The sequence below is a fragment of the Serratia proteamaculans genome (genome assembly GCF_004684015.1).
In the GTDB taxonomy this organism is placed as follows: Bacteria; Pseudomonadota; Gammaproteobacteria; order Enterobacterales; family Enterobacteriaceae; genus Serratia; species Serratia proteamaculans_F.
Map to the genome: position 1 here is coordinate 95,616 of NZ_SRIA01000023.1, position 12,654 is coordinate 108,269.

General features: G+C 57.4%; 8 protein-coding genes. 1 reads left to right on the forward strand and 7 read right to left on the reverse strand.

Annotated features, from left to right (window positions below; translation table 11 throughout):
• Positions 1 to 7: 7 nt before the first annotated feature.
• The 6 genes from glgP to asd all read right to left on the reverse strand — a co-directional run bounded on the left by glgP (position 8) and on the right by asd (position 11,216).
• Positions 8 to 2,455: a glycogen phosphorylase gene (glgP, locus tag E5C26_RS23355; RefSeq protein WP_135318384.1), complete on the reverse strand. Its 2,448-nt coding sequence runs from the start codon at positions 2,453 to 2,455 to the stop codon at positions 8 to 10.
• Positions 2,456 to 2,581: 126 nt separating this feature from the next.
• The gene (gene glgA / locus E5C26_RS23360; protein WP_135318385.1) at positions 2,582 to 4,015 is read right to left on the reverse strand and encodes a glycogen synthase GlgA; all 1,434 of its coding nucleotides are present in this window, start codon (positions 4,013 to 4,015) and stop codon (positions 2,582 to 2,584) included.
• Positions 4,016 to 4,155: 140 nt separating this feature from the next.
• A complete protein-coding gene (gene glgC / locus E5C26_RS23365) occupies positions 4,156 to 5,433 on the reverse strand; it encodes a glucose-1-phosphate adenylyltransferase (protein ID WP_135318386.1) in 1,278 nt (425 codons plus the stop codon).
• Positions 5,434 to 5,445: 12 nt separating this feature from the next.
• Complete coding sequence (gene glgX / locus E5C26_RS23370; RefSeq protein WP_135318387.1) at positions 5,446 to 7,431, reverse strand: glycogen debranching protein GlgX; 1,986 nt, start codon at positions 7,429 to 7,431, stop codon at positions 5,446 to 5,448.
• Complete coding sequence (gene glgB, locus E5C26_RS23375; protein ID WP_135318388.1) at positions 7,428 to 9,614, reverse strand: 1,4-alpha-glucan branching enzyme; 2,187 nt, start codon at positions 9,612 to 9,614, stop codon at positions 7,428 to 7,430. Before glgB ends, glgX begins: the two co-directional genes overlap by 4 nt.
• A 498-nt stretch (positions 9,615 to 10,112) precedes the next feature.
• A complete protein-coding gene (asd, locus tag E5C26_RS23380) occupies positions 10,113 to 11,216 on the reverse strand; it encodes an aspartate-semialdehyde dehydrogenase (protein WP_135318389.1) in 1,104 nt (367 codons plus the stop codon).
• Between the two features lie 182 nt (positions 11,217 to 11,398).
• Here asd and E5C26_RS23385 point away from each other — a divergent pair, with 182 nt between their 5' ends.
• Positions 11,399 to 11,992, forward strand: a complete 594-nt coding sequence (locus tag E5C26_RS23385; protein ID WP_135318390.1) for a YhgN family NAAT transporter — start codon at positions 11,399 to 11,401, stop codon at positions 11,990 to 11,992.
• A 48-nt stretch (positions 11,993 to 12,040) separates the two neighbouring features.
• Here E5C26_RS23385 and gntK read toward each other — a convergent pair whose 3' ends face one another.
• Positions 12,041 to 12,568 (reverse strand): gluconokinase, encoded by a 528-nt coding sequence (gene gntK / locus E5C26_RS23390; RefSeq protein ID WP_012147325.1) that lies wholly within the window; start codon positions 12,566 to 12,568, stop codon positions 12,041 to 12,043.
• Between the last annotated feature and the right edge of the window lie 86 nt (positions 12,569 to 12,654).

Consider the following 12,654-nt stretch of genomic DNA (forward strand, 5'->3'; position numbering starts at 1 on the left):
TCTTCTTTTACAGCTTGATAGGCTTGATATGCCAGATTTCGTCCGCATACTCCTGAATGGTGCGGTCGGAAGAGAAGTAGCCCATATTGGCGATGTTGAGTATCGCCCGCCGCGTCCAGTCATCCTGATTGCGGTACACCTCATCCACCTTGTCCTGCGTATCCACATAGCTGCGGTAATCGGCCAGCAGTTGGTAGTGATCGCCCAGGTTAACCAGTGAATCAAACAGGTTAGTGTAGCGCTTTGGTTCCTCAGGACTGAAAGTACCTGTGGCGATCTGGGTCAGCGCCTGATGCAGCTCGGGATCCTGCTCATAGTAAAGATGTGGGTTATAACCATTGCGCCGCAGCTCTTCTACCTGCTCGGCGGTATTGCCGAAGATAAAGATGTTCTCCTCACCCACGTGTTCCAGCATTTCTACGTTGGCACCGTCCAGCGTGCCGATAGTCAGCGCACCGTTAAGAGCAAACTTCATATTACTGGTGCCGGACGCCTCGGTGCCCGCCAGTGAGATCTGCTCGGAAAGATCCGCCGCGGGAATGATCATCTGCGCCAGACTGACGCCGTAATTCGGGATAAACACCACTTTCAACTGCGTATGCACACGCGGATCGTTGTTGATCACTTTGGCTACGTCGTTGATCAAGCGAATGATCTGTTTGGCGGCGTAATAAGCCGAAGCTGCCTTGCCGGCAAAGATCACCACCCGCGGCACCCGCTCGGTTTCCGGATCCTGCAGCAGACGGTTATACAAGGTGATTACGTGCAGTACGTTGAGCAACTGCCGTTTGTATTCGTGGATACGCTTGATCTGTACGTCGAACAACGCGTCCGGGTTGACCACCACATTCAGCGTCTTGGCGATGTAGGCCGCCAGTCGTTCCTTATTCTGTCGTTTGGCAGCCTGCACCGCCCGCAGGAAGCTCGGGTAGTCGACATTGGCCTTGATCTCGCTCAGTTGGCTGAGATCGGTGCGCCAGGTCTGGCCAATACTGTCATCAAGTACGGCGGAGAGCGGCCGGTTAGCCAGCCCCAGCCAGCGACGTGGCGTGACACCGTTGGTTTTATTGCAGAAGCGATCGGGGAAGATATGGGCGAAATCGGCAAACAGCGATTGCACCATCAGCTCGGAATGCAGTGCGGAAACGCCGTTCACCTTGTGGCTGGCCACCACCGCCAGCCAGGCCATGCGCACCCGGCGGCCATTGGTTTCATCAATGATCGACACTCGCGCCAGCAGATCATTGTCACCCGGCGCGACCTCCTGTACGTGTTTGAGGAAGTGATCGTTGATCTCGAAAATCAGCTGCAGGTGACGCGGCAAGATCCGGCCGATCATATCCAGCGGCCAGGTTTCCAGCGCTTCGCTCATCAGCGTGTGGTTGGTATAGGAGAACACCTTTTCCACCACGGCCCAGGCATCCAGCCAACTGAATTTATGCTCGTCAATTAACCGGTGCATCAGCTCCGGGATCGACAGTACCGGGTGAGTGTCATTCAGGTGAATGGCAATCTTGTCTGCCAGGTTGTCGAAGCTTTTATGCATCGTCCAGTGGCGGTTGAGGATATCCTGCACCGTGGCCGACACCAGGAAATACTCCTGCCGCAGGCGAAGTTCGCGCCCGGAATAAGTGGAATCATCCGGGTACAGTACGCGTGATACGTTCTCCGAGTGGTTTTTATCCTCAACGGCCGCGAAGTAATCGCCCTGGTTGAATTTCCCCAGGTTGATTTCATTACTGGCCTGGGCGCTCCACAGCCGTAGCGTGTTAGTCGCATCGGTATCAAAACCGGGGATCACCTGATCGTAAGCGGTGGCAATAATCTCTTCGGTTTCGACCCAACGTGCCTTGGCGCCTTCCTGTTGGATACGGCCGCCAAAACGCACCTTATAGCGCGTGTTGTGGCGTGGGAATTCCCACGGGTTGCCATATTCCAGCCAGTAGTCCGGTGATTCCATCTGCTGACCGTTGACGATATTTTGTTTGAACATGCCATATTCATAGCGAATACCGTAGCCACGTCCCGGCAGGGCCAGCGTCGCCAGCGAATCAAGGAAACAGGCCGCCAGCCGCCCCAGGCCCCCATTGCCGAGGCCCGGATCGTTTTCTTCCTCCAGCAGTTCACTCAGGCTCATCCCCATCTCATTTAGCGCATCGTCGATGTCCTGATAAATGCCCATCGACAGCAGAGCGTTGGACAACGTGCGGCCGATCAGGAACTCCATCGACAGGTAATACACCTGGCGCACATCCTGTGAAAGTTGTGCACGGTTAGAACGCAACCAGCGCTCCACCATGCGGTCGCGAACCGCAAACAGCACGGCGTTCAGCCAGTCATGCTGGTTGGCAATTGCCGGGTCCTTGCCGACAATAAACATCAACTTATAGGCGATGGAGTGTTTCAGCGCTTCAACACTGACCGTGGGTGAGGTGTAACTAATCGGTGAAGTCATAGCATTTCGATCCCCTGAAGGGGGCGCATATATTCGCCCCGGAATACATGCGCCCCACTAAACATGGGCGCAGCATGCTGCGCCCCTACAACCTGCAATCGTGGGTGCCGCTGTATGTCATAACGCTTACAATAAGCGTTGATAAAGCGACAGGTATTCCTGTGCCGCAACTTGCCAGCCAAAATCCACGCTCATGGCGTGGCGCTGGACGTGACGCCAATGCTTGGGTCTGCTCCACAGCACCATGGCACGCCGAATGGCATTACCCAGTGCGGCGGCGTCACAATCATCAAAGACAAATCCGCTGGCGCTGCCGTCGGCCAGATTCTCCAGCGCGCAGTCCACCACCGTGTCCGCCAGCCCACCGGTGCGACGCACCAGCGGCAGCGTGCCGTATTTCAGGCCATAGAGTTGGGTCAGCCCGCAGGGCTCGAAACGGCTCGGCACCATAATTACATCGGCCCCACCGATGATCCGGTGCGAGAAGGCCTCGTGGTAACCAATCTGCACGCCAACCTGCTCGGGGTAGTCGGCGGCCGCGGCCAGAAATGCCTGCTGCAACACCGCATCACCGGCCCCTAACAGCGCCAGTTGGCCACCCTGCTCCAGCAGCGCCGGCAGTGCTTCCAGGACTAAATCCAGACCTTTCTGGCTGGTCAGACGGCTGACGACCGCAAACACCGGCAGCGACTCATCCACTTTCAGCCCCATGGCTTTTTGCAGATGCAGTTTATTCTTGGCCTTGTTTTTCAGATTGTCGGCGTCATAACGGGCGGTCAGGCGCGGATCGTGGGACGGGTCCCAAATCTTGTCATCCACGCCGTTAAGAATGCCGCTAAGACGCCCCTGCCGCTGGCGTTCCTGCAACAACCCTTCCATGCCATAGCCGAATTCCGGCCGGGTGATCTCACGCGCATAGGTCGGGCTGACGGCGGTGATATGGTCGGCGTAGAACAAACCGGCTTTCAGGAATGACATCTGGCCGTAAAACTCCAGGCCATAGATGTTGAAAAACGAAGGCGGCAACCACAGCTCCGCCACGTGATGGGCGGAGAACAACCCCTGGTAGGCCAGGTTGTGCACGGTGAAAACAGAACGCGCCGGATGGCCGTTAGCCGCCAGATAGGCGCAGGCCAGCCCGGCGTGCCAGTCATGGGCATGCACCACCTGTGGCCGCCAGTAGCGGTCCAACCCCTTGGCCAGTTCGCAGGCCATCCAACCCAACAGGGCAAAGCGCCGGTGGTTGTCGGAATAGGCATTCATGGATTGGTCGTGATAAGGGCTGCCGGGGCGTTCGTACAACCAGGGTGCGTCGATCAGGTAGATGCCCACACCGTGATAGGTACCGTAACGCAGGCCGACCCGGCCGGCGAAGGAATCGATTTCCGCCACCAGCACGGAGTCCGGTATGCCGTTACGAACGTCAGGGAAAGCGGGCAATAACACCCGAACATCGCCGCCCTCGGCGATCTGAGCCGCCGGTAATGCGCCAACCACGTCTGCGAGCCCCCCGGTTTTCAACAGGGGGAACATTTCAGAACATACGTGTAAAACCTGCATTATCACTCCTGAGAGTCGGCAAAAAATGCCTCTGGATAAGAAATAAAGCAGGCTTGCCGCTGTTGTTAATCCGCGTTTTGCAAGCCATCAGTCAATCCGTTTACATGGCGGCAGGCTATCGTTCTGCCGGATACCTTAACTCACAATTTTGACAACATTTCGCGCGTGACCAACACAATACCGCCTTCCGAGCGATAAAAGCGTTTGCTGTCCTCATCGGCGTTTTCGCCAATCACCATGCCCTCGGGGATATGGCAGGCGCGGTCAATGATGCAGCGTCGCAGACGGCAGGAACGGCCGACGTTAACGTCCGGCAGCAATACAGTAGAGTCGATGGTGCAGAACGAGTTCACCCGCACCCGCGGGAACAGCACCGAATGCACCACCACCGAACCGGAGACAATACAGCCACCGGACACCAGCGAGTTCATGGTCATGCCGTGGCTGCCGGAACGGTCCTGCACGAACTTGGCCGGCGGCAGCGGCTCCATATGGGTACGGATCGGCCAGGCGCGGTCATACATATCCAGCTCCGGCGTCACCGAAGCCAAATCGAGGTTGGCGCGCCAGTAGGCTTCCAGCGTCCCCACGTCGCGCCAATACGGCGGCAGCTCGGGGTTGGAGGTCACGCACGACAGCGTGAACGGGTGCGCCCAAGCCGCTTTCTGGGCGGTGATTTTCGGGATCAGATCCTTGCCGAAGTCATGGGTTGACCCCGGCGTCGACATGTCCTCCTCCAACAGTTGGAACAGGTAGTCGGCGTTAAAGATGTAGATCCCCATGCTGGCCAGCGACATATCCGGGTTGCCCGGCATCGGCGGTGGATTGCTGGGTTTCTCCAGGAACTCGAGGATCAAATCGTTCTCGTCCACTTCCATCACGCCGAACTCGCTGGCCTCATCGCGCGGCACCGGCAAGCAAGCAACGGTACACTGCGCGCCCTTTTCCACGTGGTCGATCAGCATGCGCGAGTAATCCATCTTGTAGATGTGATCGCCCGCCAGGATCACCACATATTCGGCCTCGTAGCGGCGAATGATGTCCAGGTTTTGGTACACCGCATCCGCCGTGCCCTTGTACCAATGTTCAGTACTGAGGCGTTGCTGAGCCGGCAGCAGATCGACAAACTCATTCATCTCTTCATTGAGGAACGACCAGCCGCGCTGAATATGCTGTACCAGAGTATGGGATTGATATTGGGTGATCACCCCGATACGACGGATCCCCGAGTTCAGGCAGTTTGACAGGGCAAAATCAATGATGCGGAATTTACCGCCAAAGTGGACGGCCGGCTTGGCACGGGTTGAGGTTAAATCTTTCAAACGCGAACCGCGGCCACCGGCCAAAATCAGGGCGACGGACTTGATCGGCAGTTGGCGTGCCAACATCAGGGGGTCTTTATTTTCAAACCTAACCATAGCTGACTCCTTTTATTTTTTCTTGACCAGCACGCAAATCGAGTGCGCAGCCTGGTTCCAGGCGGGTAAGGCCGCCCGCGAATCTTCCTGAGTAAAGGGGGCGACAAGCTGCCAATCGCCAGCGGGCAACGTCATCTCCACCGCCTGCTGCGTGGCGTTCACCACCACCAGCCAGCGTTGCGACAAGAGGATCTGCAACTGCAGCGCCCCATGCTCCCACTGCTGTGCGTCGGGCGGTTGCCCCTGCGCGTTCAGCCATTGCACGTTGCCGTCGCCCTCCTGCCACCAGCGGTCTTGCTGCAGGGCAGGAATTTGTTGGCGCAGGTGGATCAGTGCAGCGGTGTAAGCGGTGAGTGAGTCATCCGCCGTGGCCCAGTCGAGCCAGGTGATAGCGTTGTCCTGACAATAGGCATTGTTGTTGCCCTGCTGGCTGTGTCCATGTTCATCGCCGGCCAGCAGCATCGGCGTACCCTGGGACAGCAACAGCGTGGCAAGCAATGCCTGCCGGCTGTTCCGACGGCGTTGCTTAATGGCGTCGTCGGCAATCGGGCCTTCAACACCGTGGTTGTTGCTAAAGTTACGGTCGCTGCCGTCACGGTTACCCTCACCGTTCAGTTGGTTGTGCTTACGGTTAAAACTGACCAAATCCTGCAGGGTAAAGCCGTCATGAGCGGTCAGCATGTTGATGCTGGCGTATGGCGCACGCCCGCGTCGATTGAACAAGTCACTGGAGGCGGCAAAGCGCTGGGCGAACTGACCGAGCGAGATATCGCCCTGTAGCCAGAAGCGGCGCATGTCGTCCCGGTAATGATCGTTCCACTCGGCAAAGCGCCCGGGAAACTCCCCGACCTGATAGCCGCCCGGGCCAACATCCCAGGGTTCGGCGATCAGCTTGCAGCGCGACAGCAGGTCATCTGCCAGCATCGCCTGGAACAACGGTGCATCACGGTCGAACGCCGGCGTGCGACCCAGCACGCTGCCCAGATCAAAGCGGAAGCCGTCTACGTGGCATTCCCCCACCCAATAACGCAGGCAATCCATCACCCAGGCCACACCCTGTGGTTGATCAAGCCGCAGCGTATTACCGCAGCCGGTATCGTTCACGTAGCCGCCATCGGGAGTGAGCCAGTAATAACCCGGGTTATCGATACCGCGCAGCGACAGCATCGGCCCGTCCATATCCAGCTCGGCGCTATGGTTGAACACCACGTCGAGGATCACTTCAATCCCAGCCTTATGCAGCGCCTTCACCGCGTCGCGAAATTCCTGCAGCGGCGTCATGTCGGTTCGCAGACTGGAGTAGCGGTTATCCGGCGCGTAGGGTGCCAACACGTTGTAACCCCAGTAGTTAATCAACCCAAGTCGCTGCAAGCGCGGCTCGGAGCTGTGTTGCTGCACCGGCAGCAATTCCAGCGCGGTAATACCAAGGCGCTTGAAGTAGGCGATCATCACCGGATGCCCGAGCGCGGCAAAACTGCCACGCAACACCGGCGGGATATCCGGGTGTTGCAGTGTCAGACCGCGCACATGCGCTTCGTAGATCACCGTTTTGCCCCATGGCGTCGCCGGTGGGCAATCATCTTGCCAGTCGTAGGCCTCATCGATCACCACGCACTTTGGCATCAGCTCCGCACTGTCTTCCGGCTCCTGATTGTCATAACCCCCGTGCAGATAAGGGTCATCGGCTACCGGCCCCTCTACCGCACGGGCGGCAGGATCCAACAGCAGCTTGCTGGGGTTAAAACGCAGCCCCTGCGCGGGATCAAACGGGCCATGCACCCGGTAACCATAGCGCTGCCCCGGTTTGCCGCCCGGCAGATAACCGTGCCAGATATCACCACTGCGCGCCGTCAGCGGCAGGCGTACTTCACAATGTTGTTCGTCAAACAGGCACAGTTCCACCCCCGTGGCATGGGCGGAGTACAGGCTAAAGTTGATGCCGTTACCGTCATAGTGCGCCCCGAGAGGCGCGGCGATGCCGGGCGTCAGCTCAATCATTGCGCCTCCCGCAGCAGGTAGAGGGTCGCCAGCGGCGGCACGGTGACGCTAATCGAATGTTCGCGGCCGTGGTTGCCTATCGGCTCGGACACCACGCGGCCCTGATTACCGGTATTGCTGCCGTGATAGTGGTGCGAGTCGGTATTGAGGATTTCCCGGTACTCACCGGGGCGGGAAATACCGATGCGATAATGGTGGCGTGGCACCGGAGTAAAGTTGCTGACGGCGATCAGCTCATTGCCGTGCGCATCGTAGCGGGCAAAGGCAAATACCGAGTTGTCATGGTCGTCCACCACCAGCCACTCAAAACCGTCCGGCCGGTAGTCACGCTCATACAACGGTGCCTGCTGTTGATAGCAATGGTTAAGATCGCGCACCAACCGCTGCACGCCGTGATGCCAGTTATCCAGCCCTTCCAACAGATGCCAGTCGAGGCTGCTGTCGAAGTTCCATTCGCGGCCCTGGGCGAACTCGCAACCCATAAACAGCAGCTTCTTGCCTGGGTGTGCCCACATAAAGCCGTAGTAGGCGCGCAGGTTGGCGAACTTCTGCCAGGCATCGCCGGGCATGCGGTCGAGAATCGATTTCTTGCCGTGCACCACTTCGTCATGGGAAATCGGCAGCACGAAGTTTTCGGTGTAGGCATACAACATGCCGAAGGTCATCTGATTGTGATGATACTTGCGGTGTACCGGATCGCATTGCATGTAGTTAAGCGTGTCATGCATCCAACCCAGGTTCCATTTGTAGTGGAACCCCAGCCCGTTGGATTCCGGTGGCAGCGTTACCCCTGGGTAATCGGTGGACTCTTCCGCCAGCGTCACCGCGCCGGGCCGCTCCTTGCCGACGCTCTGGTTGGTGTAACGCAGGAAGGCAATGGCCTCCAGATTTTCGTTACCACCGTAGTAGTTCGGCACCCATTCGCCTTCGGCACGGCTGTAGTCGCGATAGATCATCGAGGCCACCGCATCGACACGCAATGCGTCAATGCCATAGCGTTCCAGCCAGTAAAGGGCATTACCCGCCAGATAGTTGCGCACCTCATGGCGGCCATAGTTGTAAATCAGGGTATTCCAGTCCTGATGGAAGCCTTCGCGCGGATCGGCATATTCATACAGCGCGGTGCCGTCGAAATTCGCCAGGCCATAGGCATCGCTGGGGAAATGCCCCGGCACCCAGTCCAGGATCACGTTGATACCCGCCCGGTGCGCCGCCGCGACAAAATCTTTAAAGTCGGCCGGGGTACCGAAGCGCCGGGTCGGGGCGTACAACCCTAACGGTTGATAACCCCAGCTGCCGTCAAACGGGTGCTCATTAATCGGCAACAGTTCGATATGGGTGAACCCCATATCTTTAACGTAGCCAATTAACTGTTCCGCCAGTTCGCCATAGCTGAGCCAGAAATTATCATCGGTGTGACGTCGCCACGAGCCAAGATGCACCTCGTAGATAGAAATAGGTCGGTCAAAATCATTGGCGCGCCGACGTTCCGGGGTGTTTTCCACCACTTCCGGCAGCGGCGTCACCAGCGACGCGGTATCCGGCCGCATTTGCGCCTCGAAGGCGTAAGGATCGGCCTTCAACTGGGTATTGCCGTAGCAATCGATAATTTCGTACTTGTACAGTTGCCCGGCTTTCACTCCCGGCAAGAACAGCTCCCAAATCCCGTTTTCACGACGCAGGCGCATCGGGTGGCGGCGGCCGTCCCAGAAGTTGAACTCGCCAACCACCGAGACACGCTGGGCATTCGGCGCCCAAACGGCAAAGCTGACGCCTTCAACCTCATCGAGCGTGGTGAGATGGGCGCCCAGGCGTTCATAAGGACGCAAGTGGGTGCCTTCAGCCAGCAACCAACTGTCAATATCCTGCAGCAAGGTGCCAAAACGGTAGGGATCCTCGACAATCTGCTGGTGGTCTTGCCAGCGAACCTCAAATTGATAGCGGAACGGGGTTTTGCGTCGCGGCACCGTCGCACTGAAAAAGCCGCGCGCATCGTCACAGTTAAGCTGCACCAGGCGGCGACCGGTTTGCTGCTCCAGCAACCAGACTTCGCTGGCGTCAGGCAACAGCGCACGCACCTGCAGGCCGTTATCGGCCGCATGCATACCCAGCAGGGAAAAGGGGTCGGCAGAATTGCCGGAGAAAAGCTGTTCAATCACGTCACGATCGGGAAGTACAGGCATAGTCTTCTTCCTAAGATTAAGAGCATGATTTATAAGGGGCCGCGTAAGCTCATCGTCTTTCGGATTGCAGCGAAATGGCTGCATCTTGAGATCCACAGGGCGTAACGCTTAATCCATAGCCGTTTTGGTTATCATGCAATTCATTCGGTATCTAAAGCGTGATTGCGGTCGGTTATTGATCAATTTTCACCTTCCCGACTCGAATTCCGCTCTTTATGCTTATTTTTAGCGCTGGTGGAAATTTATCCGCCAGTCCTTTAAGCATAGCCAATGTCGGTTAAAAACATTGCCGCATTACCAAGGAAAATTATTCATTAAGAAAACCGCCAGCCTGACAGCGTCTTTGCGCTGCTGCCCGCGTGGTGAAGTGCTGATGACTTGTGTGCTTTCCTCCCTTTGCAGCGACTTGGTCCATAGCGCGCCGAAACGAAGAAAAAGGAAGAAAATAAGGCTTTTGGGGGCTGAAAGAGGCCAGCCCCCGGGAAGTACAAGTTCAGGTTACAGCAGGATGCGCAGCATGCGGCGCAACGGCTCGGCCGCGCCCCACAGCAACTGGTCACCCACGGTGAACGCAGACAGGTATTCCGGCCCCATATTCAGCTTGCGCAGACGACCCACCGGGGTGTTCAGCGTCCCGGTGACCGCGGCCGGCGTCAGTTCACGCATGGTCAGTTCACGGTCGTTCGGGATCACCCGCACCCAGTCATTATGGGTCGCCAGCATTTGTTCGATTTCCGGCAGTGAAACGTCTTTTTTCAGCTTCAGGGTGAACGCCTGGCTATGGCAGCGCAGCGCGCCAACGCGCACGCACAGACCGTCGACCGGGATCACCAGGCCGCTATTGAGGATTTTGTTGGTCTCCGCCTGGCCTTTCCACTCTTCACGGCTCTGGCCGTTATCGAGCTGCTTGTCAATCCACGGGATCAGGCTGCCGGCCAGCGGCACACCAAAGTTATCGGTCGGCAGTTTACCGCTGCGGGTGGCCTCAGTGACTTTACGTTCGATGTCCAGGATCGCCGAAGCCGGATCCTGCAGTTCTTTCGCCACGTCGGCGTGCAACATGCCCATTTGGGTCAGCAGTTCACGCATATGGCGTGCGCCTCCACCGGAGGCCGCCTGATAGGTCGCAACGGACGCCCACTCCACCAGATCATTGGCGAACAAACCGCCCAATGACATCAGCATCAGGCTGACGGTGCAGTTGCCACCAACAAAGGTCTTGATACCCTTGTCCAGGCCCTGCTGGATCAGCGCGCGGTTGACCGGGTCCAGGATGATAATCGCGTCATCCTGCATGCGCAGTGAGGAAGCCGCGTCGATCCAGTACCCCTGCCAGCCGGTTGCCCGCAGCTTTGGGTAAATTTCGTTGGTATAATCGCCGCCCTGGCAGGTAATAATAATGTCGAGCGCACTCAGCGCATCAACATCGTAAGCATCCTGCAGCGTGCTCTGCTGGCCGCCGAAGGTGGGTGCCGCCTGGCCGTGTTGCGAAGTGGAGAAAAAGACCGGGCGAATGGCGTCAAAATCGCGCTCTTGTGTCATGCGTTGCATGAGTACGGAGCCGACCATTCCGCGCCAACCGATGAAACCAACGTTTTTCATAATGACTGTCCTGCCTTGGAGGATGACTGCTATAAGTTGTGTGCAATATCTCTCCACCTTACAAAATGTCGGCGCAGGCGCAAAGTGAATTTATTCGATGGGGGAGCGATTCTCAGCAATCCTTCTTATAGGCAAGGACAAGGTCGGGATGACCGACGCACTTTTCAGATTCAGAGGTAGTCATGACAGAGATGATTTCAGTCACGGTGTTGCTGTTTTTAATCATGGATCCGCTGGGCAATTTGCCGATTTTCATGTCGGTACTAAAGCACCTGGAGCCGCGCCGTCGCCGGGTGGTGTTGATCCGTGAACTGCTGATCGCCCTGCTGTTGATGCTGATTTTCCTGTTTGCCGGCGAAAAAATCCTGGCATTCCTTAACCTGCGCACCGAGACCGTGTCCATTTCCGGCGGGATTATTCTGTTCCTGATCGCCATCAAGATGATCTTCCCCTCGCAGGAAGGCGACAGCAGCGGGCTTTCCGCCGGTGAAGAACCTTTCCTGGTGCCGCTGGCCATCCCGCTGGTGGCCGGGCCTTCGATTCTGGCTTCGCTGATGCTGCTTTCGCACCAGTATCCGAACCATATTTCGTCTCTGGTGGTAGCGCTGCTGATTGCCTGGGGCATTTCCGCCGCCATTTTACTGATGTCGAACCTGTTCCTGCGCCTGCTGGGCAGCAAAGGGGTTAGCGCGCTGGAAAGGCTGATGGGGCTGATTCTGGTGATGCTGTCGACCCAGATGTTCCTGGATGGCGTGAGAGCTTACATGAAGTTGTAGTGAGGTTACTGGCGCCTGTTCGGCGCCTGCAGTTGGCGGCAGCCCGAATTACTGGGCTGCAACACGCCGAATATAGGCCAGGGTATCGGCCACCACGCCGTCCAGCGGCTGGTCAATCTCAATCGCCTGCACGTCTTGTTCTTGCTCGTTCGGCTCTTCCAAAGTAGCGAATTGGGAAACCAACATCTGCGGCTTGAAGAAGTGGCCCTTGCGCTGTTTCAAACGCTCTTCAATCACCGCCTTGTCACCCTTCAGATAGATGAAATGCAGGTTGCGGTTACCTTCGCGCAGACGGTCGCGATAGCTTTTTTTCAATGCCGAACACACCAGCAGTGAAACATCGTTGGTGCGTTCCATGGCAAAAATCGCGTCATTCAACGCCGCCAACCACGGAGCGCGATCGTTATCGTCCAATGCATGCCCGGCGGCCATTTTATTGATGTTGGCACGCGGATGCAGGTAGTCGCCGTCCAGCATGGCGGCATTGGCCTCATGGGCTACGGCGTTGGCCACGGCGGATTTACCGCTGCCGGAAACGCCCATCAAAATAAATACGTGGTGCTGTGGATTGCTCATATGTCATGCCCTTATGGAGTCAGATGACGCTGGCAGCGTCATCAAATGCGCCCCAAACTCAAAATAGTTTCCGACACCACCGGGGC

What these genes read in the sequence shown, in the direction of transcription:
- glgP (WP_135318384.1), bottom strand. Translation starts at nt 2,455, where the DNA reads ATGACTTCACCGATTAGTTACACCTCACCCACGGTCAGTGTTGAAGCG.
- glgA (WP_135318385.1), bottom strand. Translation starts at nt 4,015, where the DNA reads ATGCAGGTTTTACACGTATGTTCTGAAATGTTCCCCCTGTTGAAAACC.
- glgC (WP_135318386.1), bottom strand. Translation starts at nt 5,433, where the DNA reads ATGGTTAGGTTTGAAAATAAAGACCCCCTGATGTTGGCACGCCAACTG.
- glgX (WP_135318387.1), bottom strand. Translation starts at nt 7,431, where the DNA reads ATGATTGAGCTGACGCCCGGCATCGCCGCGCCTCTCGGGGCGCACTAT.
- glgB (WP_135318388.1), bottom strand. Translation starts at nt 9,614, where the DNA reads ATGCCTGTACTTCCCGATCGTGACGTGATTGAACAGCTTTTCTCCGGC.
- asd (WP_135318389.1), bottom strand. Translation starts at nt 11,216, where the DNA reads ATGAAAAACGTTGGTTTCATCGGTTGGCGCGGAATGGTCGGCTCCGTA.
- E5C26_RS23385 (WP_135318390.1), top strand. Translation starts at nt 11,399, where the DNA reads ATGACAGAGATGATTTCAGTCACGGTGTTGCTGTTTTTAATCATGGAT.
- gntK (WP_012147325.1), bottom strand. Translation starts at nt 12,568, where the DNA reads ATGAGCAATCCACAGCACCACGTATTTATTTTGATGGGCGTTTCCGGC.